The sequence below is a fragment of the Deltaproteobacteria bacterium genome, assembly GCA_019912665.1.
Classification (GTDB): domain Bacteria; phylum Desulfobacterota; class GWC2-55-46; order GWC2-55-46; family GWC2-55-46; genus UBA5799.
The window spans coordinates 1-13,887 of the sequence record JAIOIE010000022.1; the positions used below are offsets into that span (position 1 = coordinate 1).

General features: G+C 56.9%; 7 protein-coding genes. 2 read left to right on the forward strand and 5 right to left on the reverse strand.

Going from position 1 to position 13,887, the window contains the following annotated elements; translation table 11 throughout:
- Positions 1-444 precede the first annotated feature (444 nt).
- The 5 genes from efp to gyrA all read right to left on the reverse strand — a co-directional run bounded on the left by efp (position 445) and on the right by gyrA (position 9,061).
- On the reverse strand, positions 445-1,014 hold the full coding sequence (gene efp / locus K8I01_11620; protein ID MBZ0221066.1) for an elongation factor P: 570 nt from the start codon (positions 1,012-1,014) through the stop codon (positions 445-447).
- Between the two features lie 135 nt (positions 1,015-1,149).
- Positions 1,150-2,505, reverse strand: a complete 1,356-nt coding sequence (locus K8I01_11625; GenBank protein MBZ0221067.1) for a class II fructose-bisphosphate aldolase — start codon at positions 2,503-2,505, stop codon at positions 1,150-1,152.
- A 478-nt stretch (positions 2,506-2,983) separates the two neighbouring features.
- Entirely contained in the window at positions 2,984-5,344 is a 2,361-nt protein-coding gene (locus K8I01_11630) for a response regulator (GenBank protein MBZ0221068.1), read from the reverse strand.
- A 206-nt stretch (positions 5,345-5,550) separates the two neighbouring features.
- Positions 5,551-6,546, reverse strand: coding sequence for an NAD(P)-dependent glycerol-3-phosphate dehydrogenase (locus tag K8I01_11635; GenBank protein MBZ0221069.1), 996 nt, complete (start codon positions 6,544-6,546; stop codon positions 5,551-5,553).
- 70 nt (positions 6,547-6,616) lie between these two features.
- Positions 6,617-9,061, reverse strand: coding sequence for a DNA gyrase subunit A (gene gyrA / locus K8I01_11640; protein MBZ0221070.1), 2,445 nt, complete (start codon positions 9,059-9,061; stop codon positions 6,617-6,619).
- Between the two features lie 499 nt (positions 9,062-9,560).
- Here gyrA and ppdK point away from each other — a divergent pair, with 499 nt between their 5' ends.
- Positions 9,561-12,290, forward strand: coding sequence for a pyruvate, phosphate dikinase (gene ppdK / locus K8I01_11645; protein MBZ0221071.1), 2,730 nt, complete (start codon positions 9,561-9,563; stop codon positions 12,288-12,290).
- A 273-nt stretch (positions 12,291-12,563) separates the two neighbouring features.
- Positions 12,564-13,883: a HEAT repeat domain-containing protein gene (locus K8I01_11650; protein ID MBZ0221072.1), complete on the forward strand. Its 1,320-nt coding sequence runs from the start codon at positions 12,564-12,566 to the stop codon at positions 13,881-13,883.
- Positions 13,884-13,887 lie beyond the last annotated feature (4 nt).

Consider the following 13,887-nt stretch of genomic DNA (forward strand, 5'->3'; position numbering starts at 1 on the left):
TTTTTCGGGGTCGAGCGAGCGGATGCAAATCCGGAAATCTTCCTCTTGTGTCGGAGCTTCCCGGCGTTACGCCGGGAAGCTTCAACGGGCCCCTAAAGTCGCTTCGCTCCTGACTGCCCCGGCCCGTTCACGCTCTTCCTCCCTTATGCTACGCTCGCCTACCCTCCGGGGTTTGTTAAAGACAAAAATCTCACAGCGCTTTTGTTTTTGCATTTAAAACAACCCCGGGCATAAGGCGGAGCGAACATAGGGATGGGGGAGGGCCGAGCCCGGAGGAAGGAGGCGGAAAGAGAGCGGAGCCTTATGCCCAAAAAGAGCGCGGCAGCGCGATAAAAGGCTTTTTGCGAAAATGTTTGAGCAGAAAAATTTTGCCCGCCCTAAAATACAAAAAGCCCCGTCCGTTTCCGGGCGGGGCTTTTCTTAATTCCAGGGGCTTTATGCGCCTTACTGCGCCGCCTTCGCCCTTTCGAGATACCTTCCTTCGGTCGTATCGACCCTTATGACCTCCCCTGACTCTATGAAACCTGGCACGTTCACGACGAGTCCGGTCTCCAGCGTCGCGGGCTTCTGGGAAGCTGTAACGGTCGCGCTCTTCATAAACGGGGCAGTATCCACGACCTTAAGCTCCACGACCTTCGGCGGGTCAACTCCCACGGGCGCGCCGTTATAATACTCGACCATGAACTTTATATTCGGGATGAGGTAGAAGGTGTTGTCCCCGAGTATCTCCTTCGAGAGCGAGACCTGCTCGTAGTTCTCGCTATTCATGAAATGGTAGTCGTCGCCGTCGTTATAGAGGTACTCCATCTCGTGCTGCTCGAGGTGGGCTTTCTCGAGCTTGTCCTCCGAGCGGAACCTGTTCTCCACGCTCGAACCGGTCTTCAGGTGCTTCAATTTCGTCTGCACCATGCCGCGCCAGTTCCCGGGCGTTATATGCTGCACGGACACGACCCTGTACGGCTCCCCGTTAAAGAGGATCGTCATCCCTACTCTCAATTGCGTTGCCGCTATCATCTGGATCCCGTACTCCTTTCAAGTCTTGTGCGGCCATTATAACATGGGGCCGCGCCGTATTTCATTATTTTAGGCAACCTCTAAAAATCAGAGATCTTTCCCGAAATCAAGGAAGGCCGGGGAAAAGGTCAATTTTTAGGGGTTGCCTTTTACGTACTTGGAGACGAGGTCTTTCGTGTTCCGGGCATTAAGCGTCCGGAAGTAGAGGTCGAGTTTCTTCTCCGTCTCCGCGGCTATGGCCTTTTTCCTGTCCTCGTCGAGGGTCCAGATCTTATCCTTGAACGGGCCGAAGCCCTTCTTCCTCGTCTTGTAGATGAACTGCTCTTCGGTATCAGCGGGCTTTCTCTCGTCGGAGTGCTTATCGGCAAGGTGCCTGTATATATCTTTTTTGAGGTCTTCGGGGAAAGCCGGGTTGTCATAGATTATATTCTGGAAGCCGGTCGCGAGGTGCACCTCTGAGGCCCCGTTCTTGGTAAAGAGGTCGAAGGCGTCGTCCGGGAGCGTCGATGCGCCGTGCTGGACCACCCCTGAGAGGTGATATGCCTCCCTCGCGACCTTCGAAAGCCTGGCAATGGTGTCGAAATCGACCTTCACCTTGGCAATGGTGCCGTCCGGCAGCACGACCCCTCCGTGCGAGGTGCCGGTCTGTATGCTTATCTTGCTTATGCCCTTTTTGCCCTTGGGCAGGGCCGCAAGGAAGCCGTCCATGAAGGCCCTGAGCTCCTCCTCGGTCGAGTTCTTGCCGCCCACCTCGCCTATCTCTCCGCCAACAGAGATGGTCACGCCCTTTGGCTCGTTCTCCCTTATGTAGTCCGTAAGGATGGCTGTTGTCTCGAAGTTTGGCCTCTGCTGCTCGATAACGGTCGGCTTTGTAAGGTCCACGACCGTCGAGGCGTCTATGTCAATATTAAGAAATCCCCCGTCTATCGCCTCTTTTATAAGCTTCTTAAGGTCCCTTATCTCGGCTTCCCTGTCCTGAACGTATTTCTTCGCGTTTATCTGAAAGTGGTCGCCCTGAAGGAAAACCGGGCCCCTCCACCCTTCCTTTATGGCGGCCGCCAGGCAGCAGGCCGTGTATTCCGCAGGCCTCTGCTCGGTGTATCCTATCTCGCTCTTTGCTATCTCGAATATGAAGGTGCCCGAGTTATTTCTCTGGGCCGACCTGAAAATAGCCCGGGCAGTGTCGTATGTTAGGCCGCGGATGTTTATGGCCGGCACCGTGAAGCCCCCGCATTCGCCCCTGCCCATGGCCTCGTAAAGGCCCTGTATGGATGCTGAGCGTATGCCAAGGCTCAGGCCGATGTACTTTATGAGCCTCCTCGATACATCCCGCACCTCCTCATTGGAGCTGAAGACGGCGTTGTAGACGAGCTTGTCTATGACCGCGCCCCGGACGAGCTTCTCGTCGAGGACCTCGACCGCCCCCTCCTTGACCTCCTTCACGGCGCCCTTGAGGGCGTCATAGAGACTGCCGACGGACTTGAAATCCATTGAAAAACCTCCTTTCGCCGCTTCCGGTCAAACTTTTTTTGATATGTTTCAGGGCGATCCAAAACCGGAAATTACTTCCGGGATAGATCGCCTCTAAGCCTTTTGAAGGGTGGTTCGAAAAGGGTGCAAAGGGTGTTTTTAAGCGCGCCTGTCCTGCCCCTCTGAATATTCGATTAGCCGGCTGGGAAAACGACCTGCCTCCGGGGAATATGCCTCCCCGCCCCTTAACTTTCTAACATAATAGGCTTATTCCATCAAGGGGAGTTTCCGGAGTCCCCGGTCGGACCCGGTTTTTTATCCGAACAGCCTCTAAAAATTAGAGAGATTTTCCCGCTTTTCCCGGAAGGCCGGGAATAATAAGCGGAGCATATAAGGATAATATGTGAGCATTTTTATCCCAGTAACTACGCAGAGCCCGGGGAAAAGATCAATTTCAGACGTTGCCCAATCAGTATAGCATAAGAATTTCGGATGAAAGCTACTTCAGGAGCTCCCTGGCGATCTCGATGAGCTTTTTGGGCTCAAAGGGCTTCAATACGCAGGGGCAGCCGCTTCCGGAAAGGAAATCCTTTGCCTCCTGGCTGAAGACGTCTCCGGTAAGGATTATGACCTTGTCTTTAAGGTAGGCGTGTTTCTTAAGTATGTTGTCATAGAGGTCGGTCCCGCCGTAGCCCGGCATCTTAAGGTCGGTAACGACCAGGGCCACTTTCTCCTTATCCAGAATATCAAGGGCCTCCCTTCCGTCCCTCGCGGTCTCTACCCTGAAGCCCTCCCTCGTGAAGATGTCCTCGAGGGTCTCCCTTATGGACTTCTCGTCGTCTACGATGAGGACCTTTTTCCCAGAGGCCGCGACTTCCCCGGCCTCGGCGAGCTTCCCGGACTTGCTTATCCATTGCGCCATCTCAACTACCGGGAGCTCGACTGTGACAACGGCCCCCCCCTCTTCCGGGCTCGTGATCTCTATGGAGCCGCCGTGCTCGGTCACTATGCCGTGGGTTATGGAGAGGCCGAGGCCCGTGCCCTTGCCCACGTCCTTGGTCGTGAAGAACGGGTCGAAGACCTTGTGTATGACGTCCCTGGAAACTCCGGGCCCGTCGTCCTGGAATGAGATCACGATCCTCTTTCGTTCCACGCGGGTGGATATCTCGAGCCGCCCCTTGCCCTTCTTCGCGACCATCGCGTCTTCGGCGTTGTTTATGATGTTAATGAAGACCTGCTGCATCTGGAAGAGGTCGACCATGGTCCTCGGAAGCCCGTTCTCGAGCTTCAGGGAGACCTGGATGTTGTTGGCCTTTAGCGAATACTCCCGGAGCTCTATCGTGTGCCTGATTATCTCGTTTATGCTGTGGTATTCCCTCTCGGTCTTCTTGGCCCTGGCAAAGGTGAGGAGGTTCTGCACTATCTTTGCCGTCCGGAGCGACTCGTGGTAGATCTTCCGGAGCTTGTCTTTGATGTCGTCGAGCTTTTTATCCCCTGGCGTGTCCATGAGTATCTGGCTGAAGCCCATAATGCCCATGAGGGGGTTATTGAGCTCATGCGCGATCCCGGCGACGAGCTTCCCCAAGCTCGATAGCTTCTCCGAGTGAAGGAGCTGCTCGCGCAGCAGCTTCTCGTGAGTTATGTCCCTGGCGACGTGCACGCTAGCCCATACCTTGCCCTCGGCGTTGAAGACCGGGAAGGTGGTTATCTTGTAGCTCCCGTCGAAGACGAGGTCTTCCACCTCGGCGTTGGCCACCTCGCCCGTGGCAAGGGTCCTCGAATGGGGGCACATCTCCTTCTGCTCGTGCCTGCAGTAAAGGAGCTGGTAGCACTTCCTCCCGATTAGCTCCTCGGGAGTGGAATTGAACTTACGGGCGAGCGCCTTGTTTATCTTTATTATCTTGTACTCGTTATCGTGTATGGAGATGAGGTCCTGGATGGCGTCGAAGGTCGCGACCCACTCCTCCTTGCTCTTCATGACGAGCCCGAATAGCTTTGTGTTCTCCTCTGCCCTCTTCTCAAGCGAGTCGAGCATGCTGTTGAAGGCCTTGGCCAGATACCCTATCTCGTCCTCGGCCTCGACGTTTATCCGCTCGTTTATGCCGGCCTCGCCGTCCGCTATCCGCCTTATTATCTCTACGTTCTTCCTGATGGGGCCTGTAATGGATTTCCGGATGAGGAGCGATAGGAGTATCCCGCCAATGCCTATTGCGAAGATGCCGGAGAGGATCCACTGGTTCCGGCTTTGCGAGAGCATCCCGTACATGTCGGAAAGGGGGGTCCTTATGACGAGTATGCCCCTGGCGTCCTCGCTCACATGGCAGCTTTTGCACTTGGGCTTCTTTTCAATCGGTTGGAGGTAGGTGAATAGCGGCTCATCGCCGTTCCTGTCTATGTAGTATACCTCGCCCCTTTGCCAGTCCTTTCGGAACTTCGCGAGCGCGTCCCTGAACTCCGGGTCGTCGACGCCCCTGGCCCGAGGGCTCTCTTCCATGTCGGGGTGGCCCGCCAGCCATTCCGGCCGTATCTCGCCGAATTCCTTCTCGACCGCCCTTATGGTCTTAAGGTCCTTGAAGGCCTCCTCGGTGCCGTTGCTCCTTACTATATAGACGCTTTCGATGCCGGGCGTCTTGCTCAAGGAGTTTATAAGGTGGCGCGCGAGATCCGCCCTCTCCTCTATCATGTCCTCGTAGATGGCGGTAAGGATGGGCTGGGCCATGAACCGGGAGGCCCGGAGCTTCTCCTCCAGGAGCTCCCTTTCCTTGTTGCTGATTTCCCAGTATATGGAGATGACGACGCCGAAGGTGATGAGCCCGATGATTAGGACGAGTATCCTGGAATGTAGGCTTTTCTTGAGCATACCGCTACAGAGCGCTTGGGATTAGGTTAACGGACCCGCAGCAAGCCCCTTTCAGGCTGAGTTTACGCGCACTCCCGCATCCAATACGCGGAAGAAAATACTTTTCGCTTTTCTGGATATTTACTCTTATCGGACGAATGCTGGAATATTTTAGCCCATTTTGAATAGGCCGGGTAGAAAAAAAACGGGGACTGGCGGGAGAGCGATTACTCGCCTTTGAGGTTGCGGCCCATGAGCTCGAGCACCGCCTCCCTGGGCTGCTTCCTTTCGTAAATAACGCTATATACCGCCTCGGTAATAGGCATCTCGACGCCGTTTCCGGAGGCAAGCTCCCTTGCCGCCCGCGAGGTCTTGACGCCCTCGGCCACTTCGAGCATGCGGCCGGTTATGTCGCCTATTGCCTCGCCCCTGCCGATAGAGACGCCGACCGAATAGTTCCTGCTCAAGGGCCCTGTGCAGGTGAGGACCAGGTCTCCAAGTCCCGAGAGGCCCGAGAAGGTCTCTCTCCGGGCGCCCATCTTCACCCCCAGCCGCGCCATTTCGGCAAGGCCCCTCGTGATGAGCGCGGCCCTGGCGTTATGGCCGAGCCCCAGCCCGTCGGATATGCCCGAGGCTATGGCCACCACGTTCTTAAGAGCGCCGCCGAGCTCGACCCCTGTCACGTCGTCGTTCGTATAGACCCTGAAATAGTTCGTTGAGAACTCTTCCTGCACCCTGCGAGCTGATTCAATGGAAGCGGATGCGGCGGACAGGGCCGCGGGGAGCATTCGGCTCACCTCTTTTGCAAAAGAGGGCCCGGAGAGGACCGCGAAGAAAAAGGGTTTGCCTGAAAGGGCCTCGGAGATGACCCCTGCAGGGGTCATCATGCTTCCCTCCTCTATGCCCTTGGTGGCGCTTACGATGAGAGAGCCGTCAGCGATAAAGTCCCTGGCCTCGGTGAAAACGCCCCTCAGGCCGTGGGATGGAATAACGCTTACGACAAAATCCGAGCCGTCGAGGGCCTCTTTAATGCTTGTGAAAGGGGTTATGCCCGAAGAGAGCTCCACCCCCGGCAGATACATACTGTTCTCGCGCCTTTCGGCGATGGAGGCCCTGACCTCCTCCTCCCTTGCCCAGAGGCTTACCTTTTTGCCTTTAAGGGCCAGCACCTGGGCGAGTGTTGTCCCCCAGCTCCCTGCCCCGAGCACGGTAATCCGTCCCATCAGCCCCGTCCTTTTAAGGCCCTCTCCGCCATTTCAAGGGCCTGCATTCCGGCCCGCCGGCCAGAGCGGCTCACTCCTCTTCCGCCTCGCCGGAATCGTCCTTTTCGGCTATGGGGGCCATTCCGGATATGTGCTCGCCTTTTTCTATGTCCATGAGCTTGACGCCCTGGGTGTTCCTGCCTATGACCGGGACGTCCTTCATGGCTATCCTGATGATCTTCCCGGAGCTCGTGGAAATCATCAGTTCGTCCGCGTCCGTTACCTTGACTATGCCGGCAACAGGCCCGTTCTTCTCTGTTATCTTGATGTTTATGAGGCCGCTTCCGCCCCTTCCCTGGCCCCGGTACTCGGCAAACTCCGTCCTCTTGCCGTGACCGTTCTCGGTGACGGTAAGCACGGTCGAGTTCTCCTCGACCGTCTCCATGGAGACTACGCGGTCGCCCTCGTCGAGCTTAATGCCCTTTACGCCCCTGGCCTGGCGCCCCATCTCCCTCACTTCATCCTCGTGGAACCTTATGGCCTGGCCGAGGCGTGTCCCCAGGAAGAGGTCCGTCTTCCCGTCGGTCAGGCGGGCGGCAATGAGGCTGTCGCCCTCGTCGAGGCTCACGGCTATGAGCCCGCCCGAGCGTATGTGGGAGAAGCTCATGAGGTCGGATTTCTTGATGACCCCGTGGGCGGTAGCCATGGTAATGAAGTTGCCTTCCCTGAACTCGCGGACAGGGAGGAAGGCGGTTATGTGCTCGCCCTGGGCGATGTTCAGGATGTTTACAATGGCCTTGCCCTTGGCGGCCCTCCCGGCCTGCGGTATGTCATAGACCTTGAGCGAGTAGGCCTTGCCCTTGTCCGTAAAGAAGAGGATATAGCTGTGGGTCGAGGCTATGAAGAGGTTCGAGACAAAATCCTCTTCCTTGGTGGTCATGCCGGTCTTCCCTTTGCCGCCCCGTTTCTGAATTTTGAAGAGGCTGGTGGGGTTCCTCTTTATGTAGCCGCCGCTCGTTATGGTGACTACCATGTCCTCTTCGGCGATGATGTCTTCGAGAGTTATCTCCCCGGCCTCGTCGACTATCTGGGTCCTTCGCTCGCTTCCGAACCGCTCCCTTATGTCCTTCAATTCATCAACGACCACGGCCATCAGGAGCTTTTCGCTGGCGAGCCTCTCTTCGAGCATCTTTATGAGCTTAAGGATCTCCCGGTACTCCTCGATTATCTTGTCCCTCTCGAGGGCCGTGAGCCTCTGGAGCCTCATGTCCAGGATGGCCTGGGCCTGTATATCCGAGAGCTTGAAATTCTTTACGAGGCCGGACTTGGCCTCCTGCGGGCTCTTCGAGGCGCGTATGAGCTTTATGACCGCGTCCAGGTTGTCGAGGGCTATTTTCAGGCCCTCCAATATGTGGGCCCTCTCCCTCGCCTTCCTTAGCTCGAAGACGGTCCTTCTCGCGACCACCTCTTTCCTGAACCGGACGAACTCCTTAAGTAGCTGCCCGAGGGGGAGCACCCTGGGCTGGCCGTCGACTATCGCGAGGTTTATTATGCCGAAGGAGGTCTTCATCTGGGTGTGGTGGTAGAGGTTATTGAGGATCACCTCGGCGACCTCGTCCTTCTTCAATTCCACCACGATCCTCATGCCCTCGCGGTCGCTCTCGTCCCGGACGTCCGAGATGCCCTCCACCTTCTTTTCGCGCACGAGCTCGGCGATGCTCTCTATGAGCTTGGACTTGTTGACCTGGTACGGTATTTCGGTTATGACTATCGCCTGGCGGCCTGTCCGGGGGTTCTTCTCAATGCTCGCCTTGGCGCGTAGCTGCAGCACCCCCCTGCCGGTCTCGTAGGCGTCCCTTATGCCTTTCCTGCCGCTTATGAACCCGGCGGTCGGGAAGTCCGGCCCCGGGACGAGCTGCATGAGCTCCTTGACCGTCGCCTCGGGCTTGCCGATTATGTATATGAGCGCGTCGATTATCTCGGAGAGGTTGTGGGGCGGCATGTTGGTCGCCATGCCGACCGCTATGCCGGATGAGCCGTTCACAAGGAGGCAGGGGAAGGCCGCCGGGAGGACGACCGGTTCCTTCAAGGACTCGTCATAGTTCGGCTGAAAATCGACCGTCTCCTTCTCGATGTCCTTCAGGAGCTCGCTCGCGAGCTTCGCCATCCTGACTTCCGTGTACCTCATGGCCGCGGGCGGGTCGCCGTCTATGGAGCCGAAGTTACCCTGGCCGTCTATGAGCGGGTACCGGAGCGAGAAGTCCTGCACCATCCTTGTGATGGCGTCGTAGACCGCGGAATCTCCGTGGGGGTGGTACTTACCTATCACGTCTCCGACCACGCGGGCGGACTTCTTGTAGGGCTTGTTCCACTCTACCCCCATCTCGTGCATGGCGTAGAGTATCCTCCTGTGGACCGGCTTCAAGCCGTCCCTCACGTCGGGCAACGCCCTGCCGATGATGACCGACATGGCGTAGTCCAGGTAGGACTTTTTCATCTCGTCTTCTATATAGACCGGTCTCTGTTCCTGTGCCATCTTTCCTCTTTCCCTAAAGCTTGAGAATACGATAAAAAACAACCCCGGATAACCGCCCAAAAGACCTGAAAACCGAGGCTTTCCAGGGTGCAAGGCGTAGAAATAGGGTGTATACTTATTTGGTCAATATTAAATAATACCGAAGGTTTCGTAAGTGTGTCAAGGAGTTTAACAGTTCGGCCGAGCCCGCCCGGCCAGGGCTTTTTATGTCGTTTTTTACCCAATTTTTAATGACATTCACTTTTAATTTTGCTAATCTCAATGTTTTGAATCAGGAACCCCATGAAGCGCCCCTGGAGGCATGAAGGCGGGTTCCCCCCCAAATGATACCGACTCTTTGAGGCAACCTCTAAAATTAGAGATTTTCCCCGCAATCAAGGAAGGCCGGGAATAAAAAGCGGAGCATATATGGAAATATGTGAGCATTTTTTATTTCCAGGCTTGACGCAGGTCCGGGGAAAAGATCAATTTTAGCGACATATACCGGAGGATATTTCTTATGGCCAAGAAATACGTCTACTTTTTCGGCGGCGGAAAGGCCGAAGGCAGGGGGGACATGAAGGACCTCCTCGGAGGCAAGGGCGCCGGTCTCGCGGAGATGACGAACATCGGTCTACCCGTGCCTGCCGGCTTCACCATCACCACCGAAGTCTGCGATTATTTCTACAAGAACGACCGGAAATACCCCCAGGGCTTCCATATTGAGCTCGAAAAGAACATAAAGAGGCTTGAGAGGCTCACCGGCAAGAAGGTCGGCGACCCGGAGGACCCGCTCCTCGTTTCCGTCCGCTCGGGCGCGGCAAGGTCCATGCCCGGCATGATGGAGACAATCCTCAACCTCGGCCTTAACGACTCCTCGGTCGAAGGGCTCGCAAAGAAAACGGGGAACAGGAGGTTCGCCCTCGACGCCTACAGGCGCTTCATAACCATGTACGGCTCTACGGCGATGGGGGTGCCGAGGCACAGGTTCGATTACGAGTTCGACGACATAAAGGAGAGGAAGACCAGGCTCAGGCTCCACATACCCAGGTCCCGCCCGGTGCTCGATACCGACGTAAACGAGCAGGAACTGGAAGAGCTCATACCGCGCCTGAAGAAGGTCTACGAGGAGCACACGAAAAAGCCCTTCCCGCAGGAATCAAAGGCGCAGCTCGAGGGCGCGATAAACGCCGTCATCGGCTCGTGGATGGCGGAAAAGGCAGTTACATACAGGAGGGTCGAGAAGATAAACGGCCTGCTTGGGACCGCCGTGAACATCGTCCAGATGGTCTTCGGCAACATGGGCGAGAATTCGGGCACCGGCGTCTGCTTCACGAGGGAGCCGAATACCGGCGATAATATTTTCTACGGCGACCTCCTGATGAACGCGCAGGGCGAGGACGTGGTAGCCGGCATAAGGACGCCGCTACACCTATCCGATCTCCAGAAGCGCATGCCCAAGGTCTACAAGGAGCTCCTTGAAGTCAGGAAAAAGCTCGAACGGCACTATAAAGACATGCAGGACATAGAGTTCACCATAGAGACAGGGAAACTCTACATCCTCCAGACAAGGGCCGGGAAACGCTCCCCCATGGCGGCCTTCCGGATAGCCGTGGACATGGTGAAGGAGAAGCTCATAACCAAGAAGGACGCGATACTCAGGATATCCGACAAGGATATCGAGGGGCTCTTCTACCCCGTAATAGACCCCAAGATACCAATAGAGACCCTCCAGCAGAACCTCTTCGCCACAGGCATAGCCGCCGTGCCCGGAGCGGCCACGGGCTCGATAGTCTTCACCGCCAAGGACGCCGAGGACCGGACCGCCGAGGGCAAGGCCGTTATCCTCGTAAGGAAAGAGACGAGCCCCGAGGACGTGGGCGGAATGCACGCGGCAAAGGGCATACTCACCGCCACCGGCGGCAAGACCTCCCACGCGGCGGTCGTCGCAAGGGGATGGGGCAAGTGCTGCATAGTCGGATGCGAGGACCTGAACATAGACTACAACGCCAAGACCGTCACCGTCGGGAGGACCGTCCTCAAGGAGGGTGACCACATTACCATAAACGGCTCGACCGGCGAGGTCTTCAAGGCCTCCATGAACCTCATAAAGCCGGAGCTGCCGGAGGCCTACCACACGCTCATGCGGTGGGCTGACGAGACCCGGAGCCTCAAGGTCCGCACGAACGTCGATACTCCCTATGACGCCGAGAACGCGATAAGGCTCGGGGCCGAGGGCATAGGCCTTTGCAGGACCGAGCACATGTTCTTCGACACCGAAGAGCGGAGGCTCGCCATCCAGCGGATGATAATCTCGGAAGACCAGAAGACCAGGAAGAAGTCCCTCTACGAGCTCCTGCCTTTCCAGAGAAAGGACTTCGTGGGCATATTCAGGGCCATGGACGGAAAACCCGTTACAATAAGGCTTATAGACCCGCCGCTCCATGAGTTCGTTCCCCATACCGAGAGCGAGCAGAAGCAGCTCGCGAACAAGCTCAAGGTGCCCTTCCATCAGGTAAAGCGCCGGATAGAGCGCCTGCATGAGGCGAACCCCATGCTCGGGCACAGGGGCTCCAGGCTCCTCATCACCTACAGGGAGATCCTCGACATGCAGGTCCGCGCCATAATAGAGGCCGCCTGCGACTGCAAGAGGAAGAGGATAAAGGTATTCCCCGAGATAATGCTCCCACTCATAATAGACGCCAAGGAACTTCAGATACTCGCGGCAAGGGCCAGGGAAATAGCATCCGATGTAATGCGGGAGCAGGAGATAACGGTAGAGTTCCTGATCGGCACCATGATAGAGGTGCCGAGGGCCGCGCTCCTGGCCGACCAGATAGCGGAGCAAGCGGACTTCTTCTCATTCGGCACGAACGACCTCACGCAGATGACCCTCGGCATGTCCAGAGACGACGCGGGCAGGTTCCTGCCGGACTACATAGACGAGAAGAAGACCGGGATACTGAAGGGCGACCCCTTCCAGTCCATTGACCAGGACGGGGTCGGGTTTCTCATAAAGCTCGCGATAATGAAGGGCAGGGCGAAAAAGGAGAAGCTCAAGATAGGCATCTGCGGCGAGCACGGCGGCGACCCGGATTCCGTCAGGTTCTGCCATCTGAACTATTTCGATTACGTCTCGTGCTCTCCTTTCAGGGTCCCCATAGCGAGACTCGCGGCCGCGCAAGCCGAGATACGGCATCCCATGCCAGCCAAGGGCAAGCGCCAGGTCACGATGAAGATAGTAGGATAAAGCATCAAAACCGGAAGAAAGAGGGGGCGTTCTTAAGGCTCGCCCCCTCTTTTTTATTTTCGCATTTTTATTTTGGTAAATGACTCTGCATTTTATCTCCCGTACCACTCTATTCAGGGCATCCCTCCCTGCCAGAAGAACCCGATGAAATATCCTGCCGCAAGCAGCAATGTGTTCAACCCTTTAGGGGATAAACTGGAAGTTTTCTTATTTAATGAATAAGATATTGTATTTTAAGGGGAAAATAATATAAAGTCTGGCAGGGGTGAGTAGTTGTCGTTCATACTTCTATATCTTGCCATCTGGACCGTAGTCGTACTTATCGCCGCATCCCTTGTCGTCGTGCTTGCGCGAAGGATGTACATGACGCGCAAGTACAGGCGCCTGGATAGCGAAAGGGAGAGGTTTGCGCCGCTCCTTACGCACTTGAGCGCGGGCAGGCACGTTGAGGATACGGAGCCCTATTCGCATAAGCCAGGCTCTCCTGCATGGACGGCCGTCGAGGAGGTCCTTTTCAGGGTCCTGAATTCCGAAACTGGCAGGGACGAGGCCGCAAGGCTTTTCGAGTCTCTTGGATATGCGCGCCATTACATACGAAAACTCAAGAACGGGAACAGGTGGGAGCGGGCGCTCGCTGCCGAGAAGCTAGGTGAGATAAGATATACGGCCGCGGTCCCGCACCTGCTGGAGGCCATGGGCAGCAGGAGAAGGGACCTGAAGCTCATGGCGGTCAACGCTCTCGGCGCGATAAGGGACGAGGGCGCGATACCCCACCTGATTACGATGCTCAAGCACACCCTTGCCCGCGAGGAGGAGGTCTCGGTACGAGTCCTTAAATCCGCCATCATCTCCTTCGGCCCGGCGGTCCTCCGAGAACTTCTTCTGGAACTGAAGAACCCGGATTGGCGCGTGCGCGCGGCCATGCTCGACATCATCGGGGAGATCGGGGACAGGGGCGCGGCCCCCGAGCTTACGCGCATGCTCTCCGATCCGGAGCACGAGGTAAGGGCCAAGGCGGCAAAGGGCCTTGGGAAGCTCCGGCACAGGGATGCCGTTCCGGAACTCATCCGGGGGCTGAACGACGAGGACTGGGTAACTCGCCTCCATAGCGCCAGGGCGCTCGGTCTTATCGGGGACGGGTCTGCGCTCATGCCCCTCAAGGACTCGGTCTGCGACAGGAACTGGCAGGTCAGGGCAGCGGCCTCCGAGTCCCTCCTCCGGCTCGGGAAAAAGGGCTATGTCGAGCTCCTCAATATCTTCCTCGACATTCCGGACAAGTACGCAAAGGACCAGGCCCTCGACGACCTCTGCAGGGCCGGCGTGTACAAAAACCTGGTCTCAATGCTCGAAGGCAGGCCCCGCCCCCTGGACCCGGAGCAGGGGGCGGAAGACAGGAACGAGATCAGGGAAGACTGCCTCCTCGAAATGGCGGGAATACTTTCGACCCTGAGCCAGTGGAGGCTCGAAAATGAGCTCTACGCACTTTCAGGAGGCGCCTCAGGCGTAAGGGACGAAGGCGTCGAAAAGGCCCGTGACATGATCCTGGCGCTCCGGGGCCGCCCGGCCGGAGAGGCCGGAGCCTTGAGCCGATAGCTCT